General features: G+C 72.9%; 14 protein-coding genes. 10 read left to right on the forward strand and 4 right to left on the reverse strand.

The features are described from left to right. The first annotated feature begins 11 nt into the window (after positions 1–11). The 7 genes from STRCI_RS02005 to STRCI_RS02035 all read left to right on the forward strand — a co-directional run bounded on the left by STRCI_RS02005 (position 12) and on the right by STRCI_RS02035 (position 10307). Positions 12–2951, forward strand: coding sequence for a helix-turn-helix transcriptional regulator (locus STRCI_RS02005; RefSeq protein WP_269657044.1), 2940 nt, complete (start codon positions 12–14; stop codon positions 2949–2951). Positions 2952–3088: 137 nt separating this feature from the next. After that, positions 3089–4291, forward strand: coding sequence for a serine hydrolase domain-containing protein (locus STRCI_RS02010; protein ID WP_269657045.1), 1203 nt, complete (start codon positions 3089–3091; stop codon positions 4289–4291). Between the two features lie 87 nt (positions 4292–4378). Beyond that, the gene (locus STRCI_RS02015) at positions 4379–5680 is read left to right on the forward strand and encodes a CAP domain-containing protein (RefSeq protein ID WP_269657046.1); all 1302 of its coding nucleotides are present in this window, start codon (positions 4379–4381) and stop codon (positions 5678–5680) included. 55 nt (positions 5681–5735) lie between these two features. Further along, positions 5736–6413, forward strand: a complete 678-nt coding sequence (locus STRCI_RS02020; RefSeq protein ID WP_269657047.1) for an AIM24 family protein — start codon at positions 5736–5738, stop codon at positions 6411–6413. A 178-nt stretch (positions 6414–6591) separates the two neighbouring features. Next, positions 6592–7626: a tetratricopeptide repeat protein gene (locus STRCI_RS02025; RefSeq protein ID WP_269657048.1), complete on the forward strand. Its 1035-nt coding sequence runs from the start codon at positions 6592–6594 to the stop codon at positions 7624–7626. Then, positions 7623–8651 (forward strand): polyprenyl synthetase family protein, encoded by a 1029-nt coding sequence (locus STRCI_RS02030; RefSeq protein WP_269657049.1) that lies wholly within the window; start codon positions 7623–7625, stop codon positions 8649–8651. Before STRCI_RS02025 ends, STRCI_RS02030 begins: the two co-directional genes overlap by 4 nt. 132 nt (positions 8652–8783) lie before the next feature. Next, positions 8784–10307 carry a serine/threonine protein kinase gene (locus tag STRCI_RS02035; protein ID WP_269664470.1) on the forward strand — a complete coding sequence of 508 codons (1524 nt, stop codon included), beginning with the start codon at positions 8784–8786 and terminating at the stop codon, positions 10305–10307. On the opposite strand, the gene STRCI_RS02040 is transcribed toward STRCI_RS02035, so the two are convergent. Next, positions 10299–11699, reverse strand: a complete 1401-nt coding sequence (locus STRCI_RS02040; protein ID WP_269657050.1) for a serine hydrolase domain-containing protein — start codon at positions 11697–11699, stop codon at positions 10299–10301. The genes STRCI_RS02035 and STRCI_RS02040 overlap by 9 nt on opposite strands. Before the next feature lie 149 nt (positions 11700–11848). On the opposite strand from STRCI_RS02040, the gene STRCI_RS02045 reads away from it, so the two are divergent. Then, positions 11849–12874 (forward strand): hypothetical protein, encoded by a 1026-nt coding sequence (locus STRCI_RS02045; protein WP_269657051.1) that lies wholly within the window; start codon positions 11849–11851, stop codon positions 12872–12874. Here STRCI_RS02045 and STRCI_RS02050 read toward each other — a convergent pair. Genes STRCI_RS02050 through STRCI_RS02060 form a run of 3 tightly spaced genes read right to left on the reverse strand, consistent with a single transcriptional unit; the run spans position 12856 to position 15626 of the window. Then, the gene (locus STRCI_RS02050; RefSeq protein WP_269657052.1) at positions 12856–13347 is read right to left on the reverse strand and encodes a DUF6328 family protein; all 492 of its coding nucleotides are present in this window, start codon (positions 13345–13347) and stop codon (positions 12856–12858) included. The genes STRCI_RS02045 and STRCI_RS02050 overlap by 19 nt on opposite strands. 37 nt (positions 13348–13384) lie before the next feature. Further along, positions 13385–14368, reverse strand: a complete 984-nt coding sequence (locus STRCI_RS02055; RefSeq protein WP_269657053.1) for an aldo/keto reductase — start codon at positions 14366–14368, stop codon at positions 13385–13387. 13 nt (positions 14369–14381) lie between these two features. Then, positions 14382–15626, reverse strand: a complete 1245-nt coding sequence (locus tag STRCI_RS02060) for an FAD-dependent monooxygenase (protein ID WP_269657054.1) — start codon at positions 15624–15626, stop codon at positions 14382–14384. Between the two features lie 345 nt (positions 15627–15971). On the opposite strand from STRCI_RS02060, the gene melC1 reads away from it, so the two are divergent. Together melC1 and melC2 are read left to right on the forward strand one after the other, a co-directional pair. After that, positions 15972–16346, forward strand: coding sequence for an apotyrosinase chaperone MelC1 (gene melC1 / locus STRCI_RS02065; RefSeq protein ID WP_269657055.1), 375 nt, complete (start codon positions 15972–15974; stop codon positions 16344–16346). Between the two features lie 35 nt (positions 16347–16381). Further along, positions 16382–17206, forward strand: coding sequence for a tyrosinase MelC2 (gene melC2, locus STRCI_RS02070; protein WP_269657056.1), 825 nt, complete (start codon positions 16382–16384; stop codon positions 17204–17206). Positions 17207–17211 lie beyond the last annotated feature (5 nt).

Genomic DNA, 17211 nt, shown 5'->3' on the forward strand with positions numbered 1-17211 from the left:
AGGATTGAGCGGTGACGCAGAACATATTCTCCGCTCCGCTCATCGGCCGGGATCAAGAACTCGACCGGCTGCTCGGTGTGCTGTCGCGGGCCCGCGCCGGGGAAGCCCGGGCTGTGCTTGTCGCCGGGGACGCGGGGGTCGGTAAGACCCGGGTGCTGGACGAGGTGGCTGCTCGGGCCGCCCGGGACGGGATGACCGTGCTGACCGGGCACTGTGTCGATCTGGGCGATGTCGGGCTGCCGTATCTTCCGTTCACCGAGGTGCTCGGGGTGCTGGCCGGTGATGCACGGTTCGCCGAGGTGCTGGCGGCTCATCCGGTGGTCGACCGGATGCTGGGCGGCGGTACGGACGCGGCGCGGGACTCACGGCTCCAGCTGTTCGAGGGGATGGCCGGGCTGCTGGCCGACCTCGCGGACGTGGCCCCGCTGCTGCTGGTCCTGGAGGATCTGCACTGGGCCGACCAGTCCTCCCGGGATCTGCTGCGGTTCCTGCTCAGCCGGGGAGTGCTCCAGCGCCCGGCGGGCGGAGTCGCCGTGGTGGCCTCGTATCGGGCGGACGATCTGCACCGCCGGCACCCCTTGCGCCCACTGCTGGCCGAGCTGGTCCGGCTGCCCTCGGTGGAGCGCCTGGAGCTGCGGCCGCTCGCCGACTCCGAGGTGACCCGGCTGGTGCGGGCGCTGGAGGAGCGGCCGCTGCCGGACACCACGGTCCGCCGGATCGTCGAGCGCGCCGAGGGCAACGCCTTCTACGCCGAGGAACTCCTCGCGGCCACCGACACCGAGGCCGGCGGGGTGCCGAGCGGTCTGGCCGACGTCCTGCTGATCCGCTTCGAGCAACTGTCCGACACGGCTCAGCAGGTGCTGCGTACCGCCGCGGTCGCCGGGCGCCGGGTGGAGCACGATCTGTTGCGGGAGACCGTGGGGCTGCCCGAGGAGGAGCTGGAGTCGGCGCTGCGCGAGGCCCTCGGACGGCAACTGCTGGTACCCGGGGAGGGCAACACCTACGCCTTCCGGCACGCCCTGGCCCGCGAGGCGGTCTACGCCGATCTGCTGCCGGGCGAACGGGCCCGGCTGCACGGCGCGTTCGCCCGGCTGCTCGCCGCCCGGCCGCGGCGCGCCGAGACCGCCGCCGAGCGCGCCCACCACTACCGCGAGAGCCATGACCTGGCCGAGGCGCTCACCGCCTCCCTGGAGGCCGCCGACCACGCCGGCCGGGTCGGCGCACCGGCCGAGGAGCTACGGCATCTGGAGGCCGCGCTCGATCTGTGGTCGTCGGTGGATCCGTCCGCGCGGCCCTCGGGCGAGCACGGCGACCGCGTGGCCCTCACCCTGCGCGCCTCCTCGGCCGCGGCACACGCCGGTGCGGCGCACCGCGCGGTCGCGCTGACCCGGTCCGCGCTCGCGGGCGTCGACCAGGAGGCGGACTCGGAACTCGCCGCCCGGGTCCGCTACACCCTCGCGGGCAATCTGATCACCGTCGACAACCTGAGCGCGGCGTACGCCCACAGCAACGAGGCGCTCGCGCTCATCCCCGCCGAGCCGCCGACGCCGACGTGGGTGTGGGCGGCGGCCACCCATGTCCTGGCGGCACGTCAGGTCGGGGAGAAGGGCACCGCGTTGAAGATGGCGCGCCGGGCCCTCAAGGTCGCGGAACAGTTGGCGATCACGGACGCCAGAGCGGATCTGCTCATCTCGCTGGCGGTTCTCGAAGGCACCGGCCGACGCAGCCCGGAGAACCGGGCCCGGCTGCGCGAGGCCCGGGAGCTGGCGCGGAGTTCGGGCAACGCGCCGGTGGAGCTGCGCGCCCTGTTCAGCCTCGCCATGGGCCACTTCGAGGCGGGCGAGCTGGAGGAGTCCCTGCCCTGGCTGACCGAGGGCCTGGACCGCGCCCGCCGCGCCGGGCTGCTGTCCTCGGCGTATCCGCTGGAGATGCGCTATCTCCGGCTGGTGCTGCTGTACACACTGGGCCGCTGGGACGAGTGCGTGCGGGCCGCCACGGCCGACGCGGAGGTGCTTCCGGCCTCGGGCGCCTTCACCTCGGGGCCCGCCTGGTACGTGGCGGTCGCGCGCGGCGACCTGGCAGCCGCCGACAGGTCACGGGTGCTGCTGGAGGGGCCCTTCGACTGGATGGGCACGCTGGTCGCGGGCATCGTGCGGACCGACGCCGCCGCGCTGGCGGGCGATCCGGAGGCGGCGGTGGAGCGGATGCGGTCCACGGTCGCGGTCCTCACCGACGAGGCGGGGACGCGCCCCGATGTGACGGTGCGGCTCGCCGCGCTGGCGCTGTCCGCCGTGGCCGACCGGGCCGCCGAGCTGCGGCTGGGCGGGGACGGGGCCGGGGCCCGGCACTGGGCGGACATGGCGACGGAACTCGTGGAGTCGGCGCGGGACTCGGCGGTGCGCGGGGGCGAGCAGTCGCCGCAGGGGCCGGAGGGCATGGCCTGGCTGGCGCGCGCCGAGGCCGAATGGCTGCGGGCCACGTCCGGTCCCGACGCGGCGGCCTGGGGCAAGGCGGTGGCCGCCTTCGACTACGGCGACCCCTACGAGCTGGCGCGCTGCCGACTCCGGTTCGCCGAGGCCCTGTTGACGGCCGAGCGGCGCGAGGAGGCTGCGGTGGAGGCGGCCGCGGTACGGGAGACGGCGGTTCGGCTCGGCGCGCGGCCCCTGCTGGAGCGGGTGGACGCCCTGATCCGGCGCGGCCGCCTCGCGGACAGCGGGTCCGCCGCGGACCGCACCTCGCCGCTGACCGCCCGGGAGCAGGACGTACTGCGTCTGCTGGCCCAGGGCCGCAGCAACCGCCAGATCGGCGAGGAGCTCTTCATCAGCGGCAAGACGGCGAGCGTCCATGTCTCCAACATCCTCGCCAAGCTGGGCGCCGCGAGCCGTGGCGAGGCGGTGGCCGTGGCCTATCGCGAGGGGCTGATCGCACCGGAGCACAGCGCCTCCGGCTGACCGTCGGCCGACTGTCATGGGCGTCCCCCATGCGGGCGACCCACGCCCCCATATGTCCTGAATGACCATCTTTCTTTCTCTCTCTGGCACTACCGTGCGTCACCGTGACGGTGTGTCAGCAGGGAGAGAGGACCCGGATGGACTCGGCAACGGTGGGCAGGTCAACGGCGTTGGGGACCGCGGTCCTCCTCTCGCTCCTGGCGGTCCCGGCCCACGCGGCACCGCTCGAACCCGAGCCCGATCTCGCCGGGTTGCGCGGGGTCCTGAGCACGGCGATGAGGCAGGGCGCGCCGGGCGCGGTCGCACGGGTCGACGACCACGGCAACGTCGCCAGGACGGCCGCGGGCATCGCCGACCGCACCACCCGGCGGGCGCTGGCCACCACCGACCGGTTCCGCATCGGCAGCGTCACCAAGACCTTCTCCGCCGTCGTCCTGCTGCAGCTGGTTGACGAGGGGAAGCTGAAGCTCGGTGCCTCGGTCAACCGCTATCTGCCGGGGCTGCTGCCGGACGACCGGATCACCGTGCGCCATGTGCTCAGCCACCGCAGCGGCCTGTACGACTACACCAACGACATGTTCGCCAGGACCGTTCCCGGGTTCGAGGCGGTCCGCTCGAAGGTCTTCACCTACCGCCAGCTGGTGGACCGCTCCCTGCGCAAGCCGCGTACCACCGCGCCGGGCGGCCCGTACCGCTACTCCAACACCAACTTCGTCGTCGCCGGGATGCTCATCGAGAAGCTGACCGGCAACCCCGTGGGCATCGAGTACCAGAACCGCATCTTCGGCCCGCTGGAGCTCGGTGACACCTTCTACGTCCACCCGGACAAGAAGATCCCGGGGCGGTACGCGCGCGGCTATCTCACCCCGGACACCTCAGGGCCGCTGGTCGACGCCACCGAGCAGACGGCGTCCTGGGCGCAGAGCGCGGGCGCGGTGATCTCCACGGCACGGGACCTGAACACCTTCCTGTCGGCGCTGCTCGGCGGCAGGCTGACCTCGCCCGCGCAACTGGCCCAGATGCGCAAGTGGGTGCCCGCGGGGCCGGGGCAGGCGTACGGGCTCGGGCTGCGGCGCCGGGACCTGCCGTGCGGGGTCTCGGTGTACGGGCACACAGGGGCCGTACAGGGCTTCTACACCTACGCGTTCGCCTCCAAGGACGGCGGCCGCAGCCTGGCGGCATTCGTCAACACCTCCAACAACGGCGCCGTGCACACCACGATGCTCGGGACACTGGAGTCGGCGTTCTGCGGCAAGCAGACCCAGCCCGGCAAAGCACCGCGCGGCTCCTCGGCCGGCGAGCGCCCCGAAGCCGCCGGTCCCGGCCCGGCCATGCGCTGAGGTCGCGGGCCGGGAACCCTGTCGGCGCGGCGCGCGTTGTCCGGACACCTGCCACCGGAACGCGTACGACGACACCAGGACGGCCCGATGAGCGAGTTGGTCCCCGGGGGCAATCTGCCCCTCCCGGGCGGCGCCGTGGCCGTCCGGGTCCCCGGCCCCTTCGATGTGTCCGCACTGATCACGGACGACGGCGGCAAGGTCCGCGGCGACGCGGACTTCGTCTTCTACAACCAGCCGGCCGTCCCCGGCGCCCGCCTCCACGGCGACACGCTGACCGTGGATCCGGCGCGGCTGCGCACGGGCGCCACCCGCGTGACCGTCGTCGTCAGTCCCGCCGACCCCGGCACCGCCCTGGGCACCCTGCCCGCCCCGACGCTCCTTGTCACCGGCCCGGGCGGCCGCACCCTCGCCCGGTTCGCGCCGCCCCGTCCACGGCAGGAGAGGGTGCTGCTGCTCGCGGAGCTGTACCGGCGGGGCGGCGGCTGGAAACTCCGGGCGCTGGGCCAGGGGTACGCCGAGGGGCTGGCGGGGCTCGCCCGGGACTTCGGGGTGGACGTCACCGACGACGCGCCCACCACGGCCCCGGCCCAAGCCCCGCTCCCGCCCCCGGCCGACCCCGACGGCTTCGCGGACCTGGTGAACTCCGCTCGCGCGAGGGCCGGTTCGCCACCAGTCACCCTGGACGCCCGCCTCTGCTCCGCCGCCCGGGAACACGCCGGCGCCATGGCCGCGGCCGGGCGTCTGGGCGCGGAGGGCCGGGACGGCGTCTCCGTCCACCAGCGCGTCACGGCCGCCGGATTCGCGTATCTCACCATCGGGGAGCACCTGGTCTCCGGCCCGCGGACCCCCGCCGAGTTCATCGACTACTGCCTGCGCACCGACCGGGCCCGGCGCACCCTGCACGACCCGGTGTTCACCCACGCCGGACTGGCGTACGCTCCCGCGGCCCGCTCCGGCGACCTGTACTGGACGGCGCTGTGGGCCCGCCCCCTGACGGCCGGGGACCTGGCCCGGACCGCCGGGGACGTCGTCGACCTCACCAACCGCGAGCGCGTCCGGGCCGGTCTGCGCCCCCTGTCCGTGGACCCGGTGCTGACCACCGCGGCGCAGGCGCACAGCGCGGACATGGTCGCGCGGGCCTTCTACTCCCACACCTCGCCCGAGGGCACGCAGCCCTGGGACCGGGCGGCGGCGGCCGGCTCCCGGCACCGCTCGATCGGCGAGAACATAGCCTGCGGCCAGCGCTCCCCCGCCGAGGTCGTGGAGGGCTGGATGAACAGCCCCGGCCACCGCGCCAACATCCTCAAGCGCGACTTCACCCACATCGGCATCGGCTTCGCGGGCGGCGGCCCGGCCGGCACGTACTGGACCCAGCTGTTCGGCGCCTGACGGACCGTCCGACGCGATCTAGGCGGAAGGACATCGTCCGCGACACGATGCCGTTATGAAGGGTGATCTGTTTTCCAGTGAGCACATGGTCCAGCCCGCTACCGCGCCGGGCATGACGGTCGAGAACGCCAAGTGCATCAGATACGCGGTGAGCGGCGAGATGCTGGCGCGTCAGGGCGCGATGATCGCCTATCGCGGCAGTCTCCAGTTCGAGCGCAAGGGCCAGGGCGTGGGCGGCCTGCTCAAGCGCGCGGTCACCGGGGAGGGGCTGCCGCTGATGGCGGTGCGCGGCCAGGGCGAGGCATGGTTCGCGCACGAGGCGCAGAACTGCTTCGTCGTCGAGCTCGACCCCGGCGACGAGTTCACCGTCAACGGCCGCAACGTGCTGTGCTTCGACGCCACGCTCTCGTACCGGATAGCGACCGTGAAGGGGGCGGGCATCACCGGCGGCGGGCTGTTCAACAGTGTGTTCACCGGGCAGGGCCGGCTGGGGCTGGTCTGCGAGGGCAGTCCGCTGGTGATCCCGGTGTCCGCGCAGTATCCGGTCTACGTCGACACCGACGCGGTGGTCGGCTGGAGCGCGGGCCTGGGGACCTCGCTGCACCGCTCGCAGTCCATCGGCTCGATGCTGCGCGGCGGCTCGGGTGAGGCCGTCCAGCTGATGCTGAGCGGCGAGGGCTATGTCGTCGTACGGCCGAGCGAGGCGACCCCGCAGAAGGCTCAGCAGCACTGACGGTCCGTGAGGTGATCTGCGCCTCACGGGCAACCCTGTCGGCTCCGTCCACGTCTTGATCGACAACAGATGACACCGCCCTGGTCCCACGGGGGGCCAGGGCTGGTTTCCGATGCTCTATACACACCATGTATACGCGCTATGTATAGATGTGGTGTATACGGACCGAAAGGCATCCATGTACGGCAAGGCATTCGCCCCGGAATACCAGGGCGCCCTGACCACCCTGTCCGTGAACTCCTCGCTCACCGACGTCCTGGCCGCCGGCACCGAGGAGTTGCGGGCCGCGGAGCGGACCGGACACCACGGTGAGGCGGCGCGCTCCGGGCTCGCCGTCGCCGAGGCGCACCGGCGGCTCGGGCAGGTCGGGGAGGCGGACCGGGCGTGGAAGGCGAGCTACCGCGCCGCCCGCGCGGCCGGGGACACCGCGGCGATGGCGTGGGCGCTGTGGAGCGGCGGCACCCTGGCCCGGCAGCGCGGTGAGTTCCCGCTCGCCCGGCGCCTCCTCCAGCTCGCCGCCGACCTCGGTGAGCGCGGCGGGGACGTCGTCGTCCGCGGCTACTCGCTCGCCGGACTCGCCGAGACCGGCCGCATCCAGGGCGACTACGCGGCGGTGGCCCGGCTGCACGAGCAGCTGCTGGCCGAGGCCCGGCGGCGCGGCGAGGCGCGGCACACGGTGTGGGCGCTGGAGGGCATCGCGCAGATCCACCGCAACACCGGCTCCTACGACACCGCGTTCGCGCTGTTCGAGGAGGCGGCCGAGATCGCCGCGCGCGCCGAGGACCGGCGCGGGCACGCCTGGGCGCTGCGCGGGCTCGCCGACATCGTCTCGGTGCGCGACGGGGACACCGAGCGCGCCCTGGAGCTGCTGTCCGAGGCGGAGACGACCTGCCGGGCGATGAAGCTCTCCAGCGCGCTCGCCTACAACCACAAGATGCGCGGCAACGTCCTGTACCGCGCGGGGCGTTATGCCGAGGCCCGGGACCTGTACGAACAGGCGCTCGCCGAGTTCCGCGCCATGAGCGAGCCGCGCGGCGAGGCGCTGTCCCGGCTGGGGCTGGCCAAGTCCCGGGCCCGGCTGGGCCGGGACCGCGCCGAGACGGCGGCCGAACTGGCGGAGCTGGCCCGCACCCTGGACCGCATCGGCCTGCGGCACGCCCGGGAGATGGTGGCCCGCGCACAGCAGGAGCTCGGCACGGAGGTCGTACGGTGACGGCGGCACCCTCGACCGCGCCGCCGAGCGCCGTCCGAGTACTGGACCGCTGCCGGGAGTTGGTCCGCCCGGAGCTGGAACGGGCCGTGGCGCGGCTGCATCCCTGGGTGGGAGAGATGGCCGCGTACACCTTCGGCTGGTGCGAGGTGGGCGGGACCCCGGCCACCGCCTCCGGCGGCAAGGGCGTACGGCAGGCGCTGGCCGTGCTCGGCGCCGAGGCGGTCGGCGGCCCCGCCCACGCCGGGCCGACCGCCGCCGTCGCCGTGGAACTCGTGCACGCCTTCTCCCTGTTGCACGACGACATCATGGACGGCGACGTGTCCCGCCGCGGCCGCCCCACGGTCTGGCGGGCCTACGGCACCGGCCCGGCCGTGCTCGCGGGCGATGCCCTGTTCGCGCTGGCCGTCGAGACGCTCGCCGAGGCCCCGGCGGGCGCGGGCGGCGCCGTACGGCTGCTGTCGGCGGCGCTCGCCGATCTGGTGCGCGGGCAGGCGGACGATCTGCTGTTCGCGACCCGGCCCTGGACAGGGCCCGAGCGGGTGCGGCCCGAGGAGTACCGGACGATGGCCGAGCACAAGACGGGCGCGTTGCTGGGCTGTGCCGCCGCGTTGGGCGCCGCGCTCGGCGGGGCGCCGCCCGCGACGGTCGCCGCGCTGGACCGGGCCGGGCGGGATCTCGGGATCGCGTTCCAGATCGTCGACGACGTGCTCGGCATCTGGGGCGATCCCGCCGTCACCGGCAAGCCCGTGCACAGCGATCTGCGCACCCGCAAGAAGACCCTCCCGGTGCTGGTCGCGCTGGACACACCGGTGGCCCGGCAGGTGGCGGGGCTGCTGGAATCGGGCGAGCGGCCGGACACCGCGGCCGCGCTGATCGAGCGGGCGGGCGGCCGGGCGGCGGCCCTGCGCGAGGCACGGCGCCGGATCGCCGTCGCCGAGGCCGCCCTGGCCGCCGTACCTCTTCAGGCAGGGGCGGGTGGGGAGTTGCGGGCGCTGGTGGACTTCCTGGTGCGCAGAGAACTCTGAGACGGGCGTTCGACTCATCGGATGAACAAACGGGAATCGGCGTATCTCGCTCGGCGAATCCTTGAACACACCCCGTCACACCCGCCGTACCTGTGGGAAAGGTGAGAGCCAGGGGTTCAGCGAGGGATGACCATGGTCAAGGCGCACGTCTCCACACCCGTGTTGGTCGCCGGCAGATACCGGCTCGTCGAGGTGGTCCACCAGGAGACCAATCGCGTCTGCTGGTACGCCGAGGACGGCCAGGCGCAGCGGCCCTGTCTGGTCACCCAGATCGGGCTGCCGGACGACGCGGGCGGGGAGGAGGCCCGCCGGGTCACCGCGCGGGTGCTGCGCACCTCGGAGCGGATGTCGCTGGTGATGGCCGGGCGGGTCGCCGAAGTCGTCGACGCCGTCGCGGACTCGGGCACGCTGTGGCTGGTGAACCGGTGGATCGACGGGCAGCCGCTGGGCGAACTCCTCTCCCAGCAGGGCACGTTGAACTACGTGCGGGCGGCGCGCATCGGCCTGGAGGTGCTCGATGTGCTGGAGGCGGCGCACGGGCAGGGCATCACACACGGCGAACTCAGCCCCTCCCAGGTGTTCGTGCGGGACCAGGGGCCGGTCGTGGTCTCCGGCTTCGGGCTGGCCGGCGCCACTCTGGCGCCCCGGCTGGCCGCCCCTGCCTACGCCTCTCCGGAGCAGGCCCGCGACGAGCGGATCGGCCCCGCCACCGACCTGTGGGCGCTCGGCGCCCTGCTCTACACGATGGTGGAGGGACGCCCGCCGTTCCGGGACCGGGGACGCCCGGAGGCCACGCTCAAGGGGGTGGACCGGCTGCCGCTGCGCACCCCGGTGCGCGCCGGTCCGCTCACCCAGGCCGTGCAGGGGCTGCTGCGCAAGGACCCCGTGGAACGGCTGCCCCGGCCGGTGGTCCGCGAGGCCCTCCTGCGCGTCCTCGACGAGGAGACCGCGGCGGCGATGCCGAGCCCCCGGCTGCGCGGCAGGTACGCGAACTGTTCGAGCTGGAGCAAACGGACCATGGTCGCCGGGACGGCGCTGGCCGTCGTCACCGTCGCGGTCGCCGTGCTCGCGGTGACCGACCAGTGGCCGGGCGGCTCCGACTCCCCCACCGCGGGCACACCGCCCCGACCGGCCCCGTCGGCCACCGCCTCCTCCGCCCCCAGTCCATCGGACCCGGTCGACCCCACCCCGACCGAGTCCCCCTACCGCCGCTACGCGGCACCCGAGGGCTACTCCGTCTCGCTCCCGGAAGGCTGGCGGCCGTTGAGCACCGACCGGGTCTCGGACCTGGCGTACCGCGTCGTACTCGGCGCCGACGGAGACGCGCGGACGCTGACCGTCACCTACAGCGAGCGGGTGGGGCCCGACCCGGTCGATGTGTGGCGCGAGGTGGAGCCCGGTCTGAAGCAGGACGGCGGCTACAAGCGGATCGGCGAGATCCGGCCGACGACCTACCGCGGCCAGGAGGCCGCCGAGATGGAGTGGCTCATGAACGCCGACGGCACCCGGGTGCGCACGCTCGGCCGGGGTTTCCTCATCGGCGACAACCGGGGCTACTCGCTGCGCTGGACGGCGCCCGCGGCCGACTGGAACGACGCCGCCAACCGCGAGGCCCTGGCCACCGCCCTGCGCACCTTCCGGGAACCGTCAGACTGACCGCCGGGGCGCACCCATCGCGCGCAGCGGCCGCGGGCGCAGGGGCTCGGTGCGCCAGCGTGCCGTACAGGTGTGCTCCGACAATGAGCAGGTCACCGCGAGACGGTGGGGCGTCTCCAGGAAGAGCACCTCCGCCTCCACCGTGTCGGCGTCGGTCCAGCCGCCGCTGACCGCGGTGGGGACCGGTTCCTCGGCGATGCTCCAGCGGCCCGGGTCGAGCCGCAGTTCGAGCCGCTGGCCGTCCTCGAAGAGGGCCAGCACCGGGCCTTCCGGATCCGCGCTGACCTCCGCGGAGATCCCGTCGGAGCCGAAGGAGACGGTCGCCCACCCCTCGGGTGCGGCCTTGCCGACCGCCGGGGGCAGCGCGAGCCCCGCCAGCCGCTCGGCGAGGGCCGCGTCCGCCCGCTCGCGGCTCGTCAGCGGGGCCGGACCGCAGGCGGGCAGCAGGTGTGTCCAGATCAGGTCCAGCAGCTTCTGCATCCCCACGGTCGCCGAGGTCATGGCGATCACCGCGTCCTGCTCGGGCAGCACCAGGCAGTACTGCCCGTACGCGCCGTCCCCGCGGTAGCCGTGCCGGGACATCCAGAACTGAAGGCCGTAGCCCTGCCGCCAGTCCGCGCCGCTCATCGGTCCGCCGGCGTTCGCCGTGTGGCAGCGGGTGGCCTCGGCCACCCAGGACTCCGGGAGCACCCGCCGTCCCTCCCACAGCCCACCGTTCAGATGGAGCTGCCCCAGCCGGGCGACGGCGTCCGTGCTGGCGTGCAGCCCGCTGAAGCCCAGCTCCCGGCCCGTCCGGTCCCGCTGCCACGCCACCTCGCCGATGCCGAGCGGGTCGAGCAGCCGGGGGCGCAGATAGTCGGTGAGGAACTGGCCGGAGACGCGCTGGACGATCGCGGAGAGCGTGAAGGTGGCGGGCTGGTTGTAAGCGAACACCGTGCCCGGGTCGCGCTCGGGCGGCAGCAGCAGGAACCCGCGCACCAGATCGTCGGGGTCCAGCGCATGGGCCCGGTCCAGGGTGTCGGTCTCGTGGCCGCTCGCCATCGACGCCACGTGCCGTACGAGCATCGCGCGGCTGCGCGGGTCGGTGATGTCGGCGTCGAACTCCGGGAAGCAGGAGAGCACCGGATCGTCGAGCCGCACCAGCCCCTCGGCGACCGCGAGCCCCAGCGCGGCGGAGGTGAAGCTCTTACTGAGGGAGTACAGCAACTGCGGCCGCCCGGCGGTGTACGGCGCCCACCAGCCGGACGCCACCAGCCTGCCGTGCCGCAGGATCATCAGGCTGTGCGGCTCGATGTCGGGGTCGGCCTCCACGGCGTCGAGGAAGGACTGCACTCCGGACGCGTCGACGCCCTGGGAGGCGGGGGTGCTGGAAGGCAGCGCGCGAGTCGTCATGACGGCATCCCTACCCAGTCCGGCAAACCGTCCCGTGATGACTGGGCCGCCTTCGGATGACACACCCCGGGCCGTCAAACCATCGCATGCAGGCGCATATAGGCTGCCGGTCTGCCCATGTGCGGTTCCCAGCCTCAGGAGAGTCATCCGTGACCCTAGCGTTCGCCCCGTCCGAGACGTCCCCCGCTCCGCTGTCCGACCTCGTCGCGCGGGACGCGCGTGAGTTCGGTGTGTACGCCCGCACCGGCGGCTGGGCCTTCGGCCTGATGGTGGCCCGCAGCGTGCGGCCCGGAGGCCAGGGCGCCGACGAGACGCCGAAGGTGTCCGCGAAGGAGTTCGCCGAGCTGGCCGGCTGCTCCCCGGAGCGCGTCATGCGCTACTACAAGGCCTGGGACCGGGCCGCCGACGACGGTCTGGTCCCGCAGTTCGAGGCGCTCCAGCCGGGCGCCGAGGTGGAGCTGCCGGACGCCGACGTGTGGCTGAGCTACTACGTGTCCCGCAACAGCGCCACCTCCGAGCGCGGCACCGCCATCGCCGAGGCCGCCGAGGCCGAGGGCATCCGGCCGACGAAGGCGCTGGAGGTCGCGGAGAACCCCACCGCGCTGCGCGCCGCGATCCTCGCCGACCCCTCCACCGCCCGCGCGGCCCGCAGCGCGCTGCTCGACCGGATCAAGGAGGACCCCGGGCTCCAGGCCGAGCTGGCCCGGGACGTGGTACGCACCGACGATCTGAAGAAGGCCGTCGCCAGCGAGAGCCGGGCCGCCGACCGGATCGGCTACGTCCGTCAGATCGCCGAGTCCGGCCAGGTCAGGACGCCCGCCGGACAGACCATCGACGCGCCCGCCGACCTGCGTCAGGAGGCCGAGCGGCATCTGTCGCTGATCGAGGAGCTGGAGGACGACGAGGACACCGGCGAGTGGGCCACCGAGGCCTACGACACCCTGAAGAACCTCGTCGTCGAGACCGTGGAGGCCGACCCCGAACTCCGCGTCCAGGAGCGGCGGACGAAGTTCTACAGCAGCCTCCAGCGGGCGACGAAGGTCTTCGAGGAGCTCACCTTCGACGATGTGCAGGAATTCGCCGAGGACGACATGGTGCAGCAGCTGGAGGACCTCCAGCAGGCCATCGCCTCGTGCATCGCCGCGCTGCGGGGCGGTCAGTCCCGCGAGGTGTAGCGGCGCCGGGCCCACGCGGGCAGCAGGAACCAGCAGAGCAGGTACCACGCCACGACCCCGGTGACCAGCCAGGGCACCGGGCCGTCGTCCATGGCGACCCGCAGGATCAGCAGCAGCGAGGCCGTCATGGTGGCCAGCAGCAACAACAGGCCGACGAGGGTCAGCCGGGACGCCCATTGGACGGCGCGCGGTTTGATGCGCCTGCCGGACACCAGGCGGTGCAGGGAGACGGGTCCGATCAGGGCGCCGGTGGCGGCGGCGCCCAGGATCACGGTCACGATGTAGATGTTCTTCTCGGTGCTGCCGAGGTCGTCGTACTTCGGGGTGAAGACGACGGTGAGCAGGAAGCCGAACAGGATCTGCACGCCCATCTGGGTCACCCGGACCTCTTGGATGAGCTCCGACCACATCCGGTCGGCGCGCTCTTCCTCGGTCTCGTCACGGCCCGAGCTTCTCTGCGTTGCCTGCGCCATGCCGTCCGGGTGACCCCGGCGTTGATCGTTCAAACGGCTACCAGCGGGTTTCGACCTGTTCCTTGATCCGCCGCTCGTACAGGTCCCGGATCGCCCCCAGGGTCTGCTCGGACAGCTCCGGGAGGGTGGCGGCGGTGGCGTTGGCGCGGGCCTGCTCGGGCGAGCGGGCGCCGGGGATCACGCTGGTCACGCCGGGTTGCTGGATGATCCAGCGCAGGGCGAGCTGGGCCGGGGTGAAGCCCTCGGGGGCGAGGGCGGAGAACTCGGCGGCGGCCTCGACGCCGGTCGTGTAGTCGACGCCGGAGAAGGTCTCGCCCTGGTCGAAGGCCTCGCCGTGCCGGTTGTAGGTGCGGTGGTCGTTCGCCGGGAAGACGGTGTCCTTGGTGTACTTGCCGGACAGCAGTCCGGAGGCCAGCGGGACCCGGGCGATGATGCCGACGCCCGCCTCCCGCGCGGCGGGCAGCACCTCCAGCAGCGGCTTCATCCGGAAGGGGTTCAGGATGATCTGCACGCTCGCCACGCCCGGCCGGACGATCGCGGTGAGCGCCTCGGCGCAGGTCTCCACGCTCACGCCGTAGGCGGCGACGCGCTCCTCGGCGACGAGGGTGTCCAGGGCGTCGAACACCTCGTCTCTGGAGTAGACCGGCGTGGGCGGGCAGTGCAGCTGCACCAGGTCGATGCGGTCGACGCCGAGGTTGCGGCGGGAACGGTCGTTCCAGGCGCGGAAGTTGTCCAGGACGTAGTTCTCCGGGATCTGGTCGACCCGGCGGCCCATCTTGGTGGCGACCAGGACGTGCAGATCGGGCCGGCCGCTCAGGAAGGAGGCGATGGTCTGCTCGCTGCGGCCGTCGCCGTAGACGTCCGCGGTGTCGAAGAAGGTCACGCCCGTCTCGGCCGCCGTCTCCAGCACCTTGAGGGCGTCCTTGTCGTCGACGTCTCCCCAGTCTGCGCCCAGTTGCCAGGTGCCGAGACCGACCACTGATGCGTGCTGTTGCGACCTGCTGAATGTGCGCTCGTCCATGGGCGTCAGTCTGTCATCCGCGCCGCTCAGGCACTTCTTCGGGCTGCCGACCGGAGGACAGGGTCCGGGCCTGCACGGTGCGCGCGAGCCTCGGGCCGAGCCAGCGCTTGAACCGGCGCAGCGCCTCCAGTCGGCCCGCCGCCCGGTCGAGGCGGTAGTAGAGCTGGGGCGGTACGTAGGGCAGCAGCGGCGAGTGGCGCTGGCCGAGCAGGGCGAACATCTGCTCGGGCGGGAGATGGATGTAGCGGGGCAGGTTCTCGTACCACTGGGCGCTGTAGCGGGCCGCGCTCTGGAGCGGGAGCAGGGCCTGCTTGCGTTCGCCTTCGTACTGGGCGAGGGCCCGGGGCAGTTGGGGGTGCTCGCGCAGGGCGCCGGCCAGCGCGATGGCGTCCTCCAGGGCGAGGGTGGTGCCGGCGCCGATGGAGTAGTGCGTGGTGTGGGCGGCGTCGCCGAGCAGGACCAGGTTGTCGCGGTACCAGGTCCGGTTGGTCAGCGTGCGGAAGTTCAGCCAGGAGGAGCTGCCGTCGGCCGGTGCCCGGCCGATCAGGGCGTGGCCGTCGAGGGTGTCGGCGAACAGCTTCTCCAGCAGGGCGAGTCCGTCGGCCTCGTCGGCGCGGTCCAGGCCGAGGCCGGTGAAGGTCTCGGGGGCGCATTCGATGACGACGGTGCTGCGGTCGGGGCCGAAGCCGTAGCCGTAGGCCCAGATCCAGCCGTGGTCGGTCTCGACGAAGGCGAAGGTGAAGGCGTCGAAGACCTTGGGGGTGCCGAGCCAGATGTAGTGGTTGCGGCCGGGGCTGAGCTCGGTGCCGAAGTGCCCGGCGTGGCGGGTGCGCAGGGCGCTGTGCACTCCGTCGGCGGCGACGACGAGGTCGGCTCCGGCGGGCGGGCCGGCGGCGTCGATCTCGCTCTCGTACTCCAGGTGTACGCCGAGGGCGCGGGCGCGGGCGGCGAGAAGTTCCAGGAGGCGGTGGCGGCCGATGCCGAAGCCCTCGTCGCCGCCGTGCCGGGTGGTCAGGTCGCGGACCCGGGCCACGCCTTCGTTCCAGTTGACCGAGTGGTCGGCGACGGCCTGCGCGGACACGGGGTCGTGTTCCTGCAGCCGGTCGAGCAGTCCGCGCCAGTAGGTGACGCCCCAGCCGTAGGTCGAGCCCTCCGGGTTGCGTTCGTGGACGGTGATGTCGTGGGACGGGTCCTGCAGCTTCAACAGGATCGAGAGATACAGGCCGGCGGGCCCGCCTCCCACACAGACGACCTTCACGCGCACCCCTCGGAATCACTCAAAGCGATCATTTCGAGACGGAGGGTAGCAGTGCGGACGGCGGGGATCCGGCTTCCGGATCGCGTCACTTTCGGGGCGTGACCCAGGCCACCCTCAGCGCACCCCCGAGTGAAAGACCACCCGAATCAGGACTCCAGGGAGAAGGAATTGCCCGTTCCGGTGGATCTCGGCATATGCACGCAGCAAGATCATCCTGGTTCAACCTTGCATGACATGTAGGTAATTGTCCGGATCAGAGCCAACCGCTCCGGCCGGATTTCTCCTGGTCTCGTCCCGCCCGATAGGCATGCGGAGTCAACAGCCCAACCGAACCGGGAGATCCGTATGCCGGAACTCAGCCGTCGCCGCGCGCTCACCGCCGCGGCCGCCCTCGCCGCCGCCTCCGGAGCCGCCACACTCGCCGCCCCCGCCGCCCGGGCCGCCGGGCACCACCCGGGCTCCTCCCCCGCGCCCTTCGAGGAGGTCTACAAGGGCCGCCGGATACAGGGCAGGGCCGCCTCCGGCGGCGGCCACCACGACCACGGCGGCGGCTACGGCGTGTTCGTCGACGGGGTGGAGCTGCACGTGATGCGCAACGCCGACGGCAGCTGGATCAGCGTCGTCAGCCACTACGACCCGGTGGCCACCCCGCGCGCCGCCGCGCGGGCCGCGGTCGACGAGCTCCAGGGCGCCGCGCTCCTTCCCTTCCCCGCCAACTGACCCGCCCCTCACGCACCTTCCGGGAGCAACCGCACATGACCGTCCGCAAGAACCAGGCGTCCCTGACCGCCGACGAGAAGCGCCGCTTGGTCGCCGCCGTCCTGGAGCTCAAGCGCAGCGGCCGCTACGACGAGTTCGTCACCACGCACAACGCCTTCATCGTCGCCGACACGGACAACGGCGAGCGCACGGGCCACCGTTCGCCGTCCTTCCTGCCCTGGCACCGCAGATTCCTGCTCGACTTCGAGGGCGCCCTCCAGCAGGTGGACGCCTCGGTCGCGCTGCCCTACTGGGACTGGAGCACCGACCGCACCGCGCGCGCCTCGCTGTGGGCGCCGGACTTCCTCGGCGGCACCGGGCGCAGCCTGGACGGCCGGGTGATGGACGGGCCGTTCGCCGCCTCGACCGGCAACTGGACCATCAACGTCCGGGTGGACGGCCGTGATTACCTGCGCCGGGCCCTCGGCTCCGGCGGGCGGCAGCTGCCCACCCCGGCCGAGGTGGACTCGGTGCTGGCCATGGAGACGTACGACATGGCGCCCTGGAACAGCGGCTCGGACGGGTTCCGCAACCATCTGGAGGGCTGGCGCGGGGTCAATCTGCACAACCGGGTGCATGTGTGGGTCGGCGGGCAGATGGCGACCGGGGTCTCCCCCAACGACCCGGTGTTCTGGCTGCACCACGCCTACATCGACAAGCTGTGGGCGGACTGGCAGCGCCGGCACCCCCGCTCCGCCTACCTTCCGGCCGCGGGCACGCCGAACGTGGTCGACCTCAACGACACCATGAAGCCGTGGAACAACGTGCGGCCCGCCGACCTGCTGGACCACACCCCGCACTACACGTTCGACGCGGCCTGATCCGG

It is taken from the genome of Streptomyces cinnabarinus (assembly GCF_027270315.1).
Taxonomy (GTDB): Bacteria; Actinomycetota; Actinomycetes; order Streptomycetales; family Streptomycetaceae; genus Streptomyces; species Streptomyces cinnabarinus.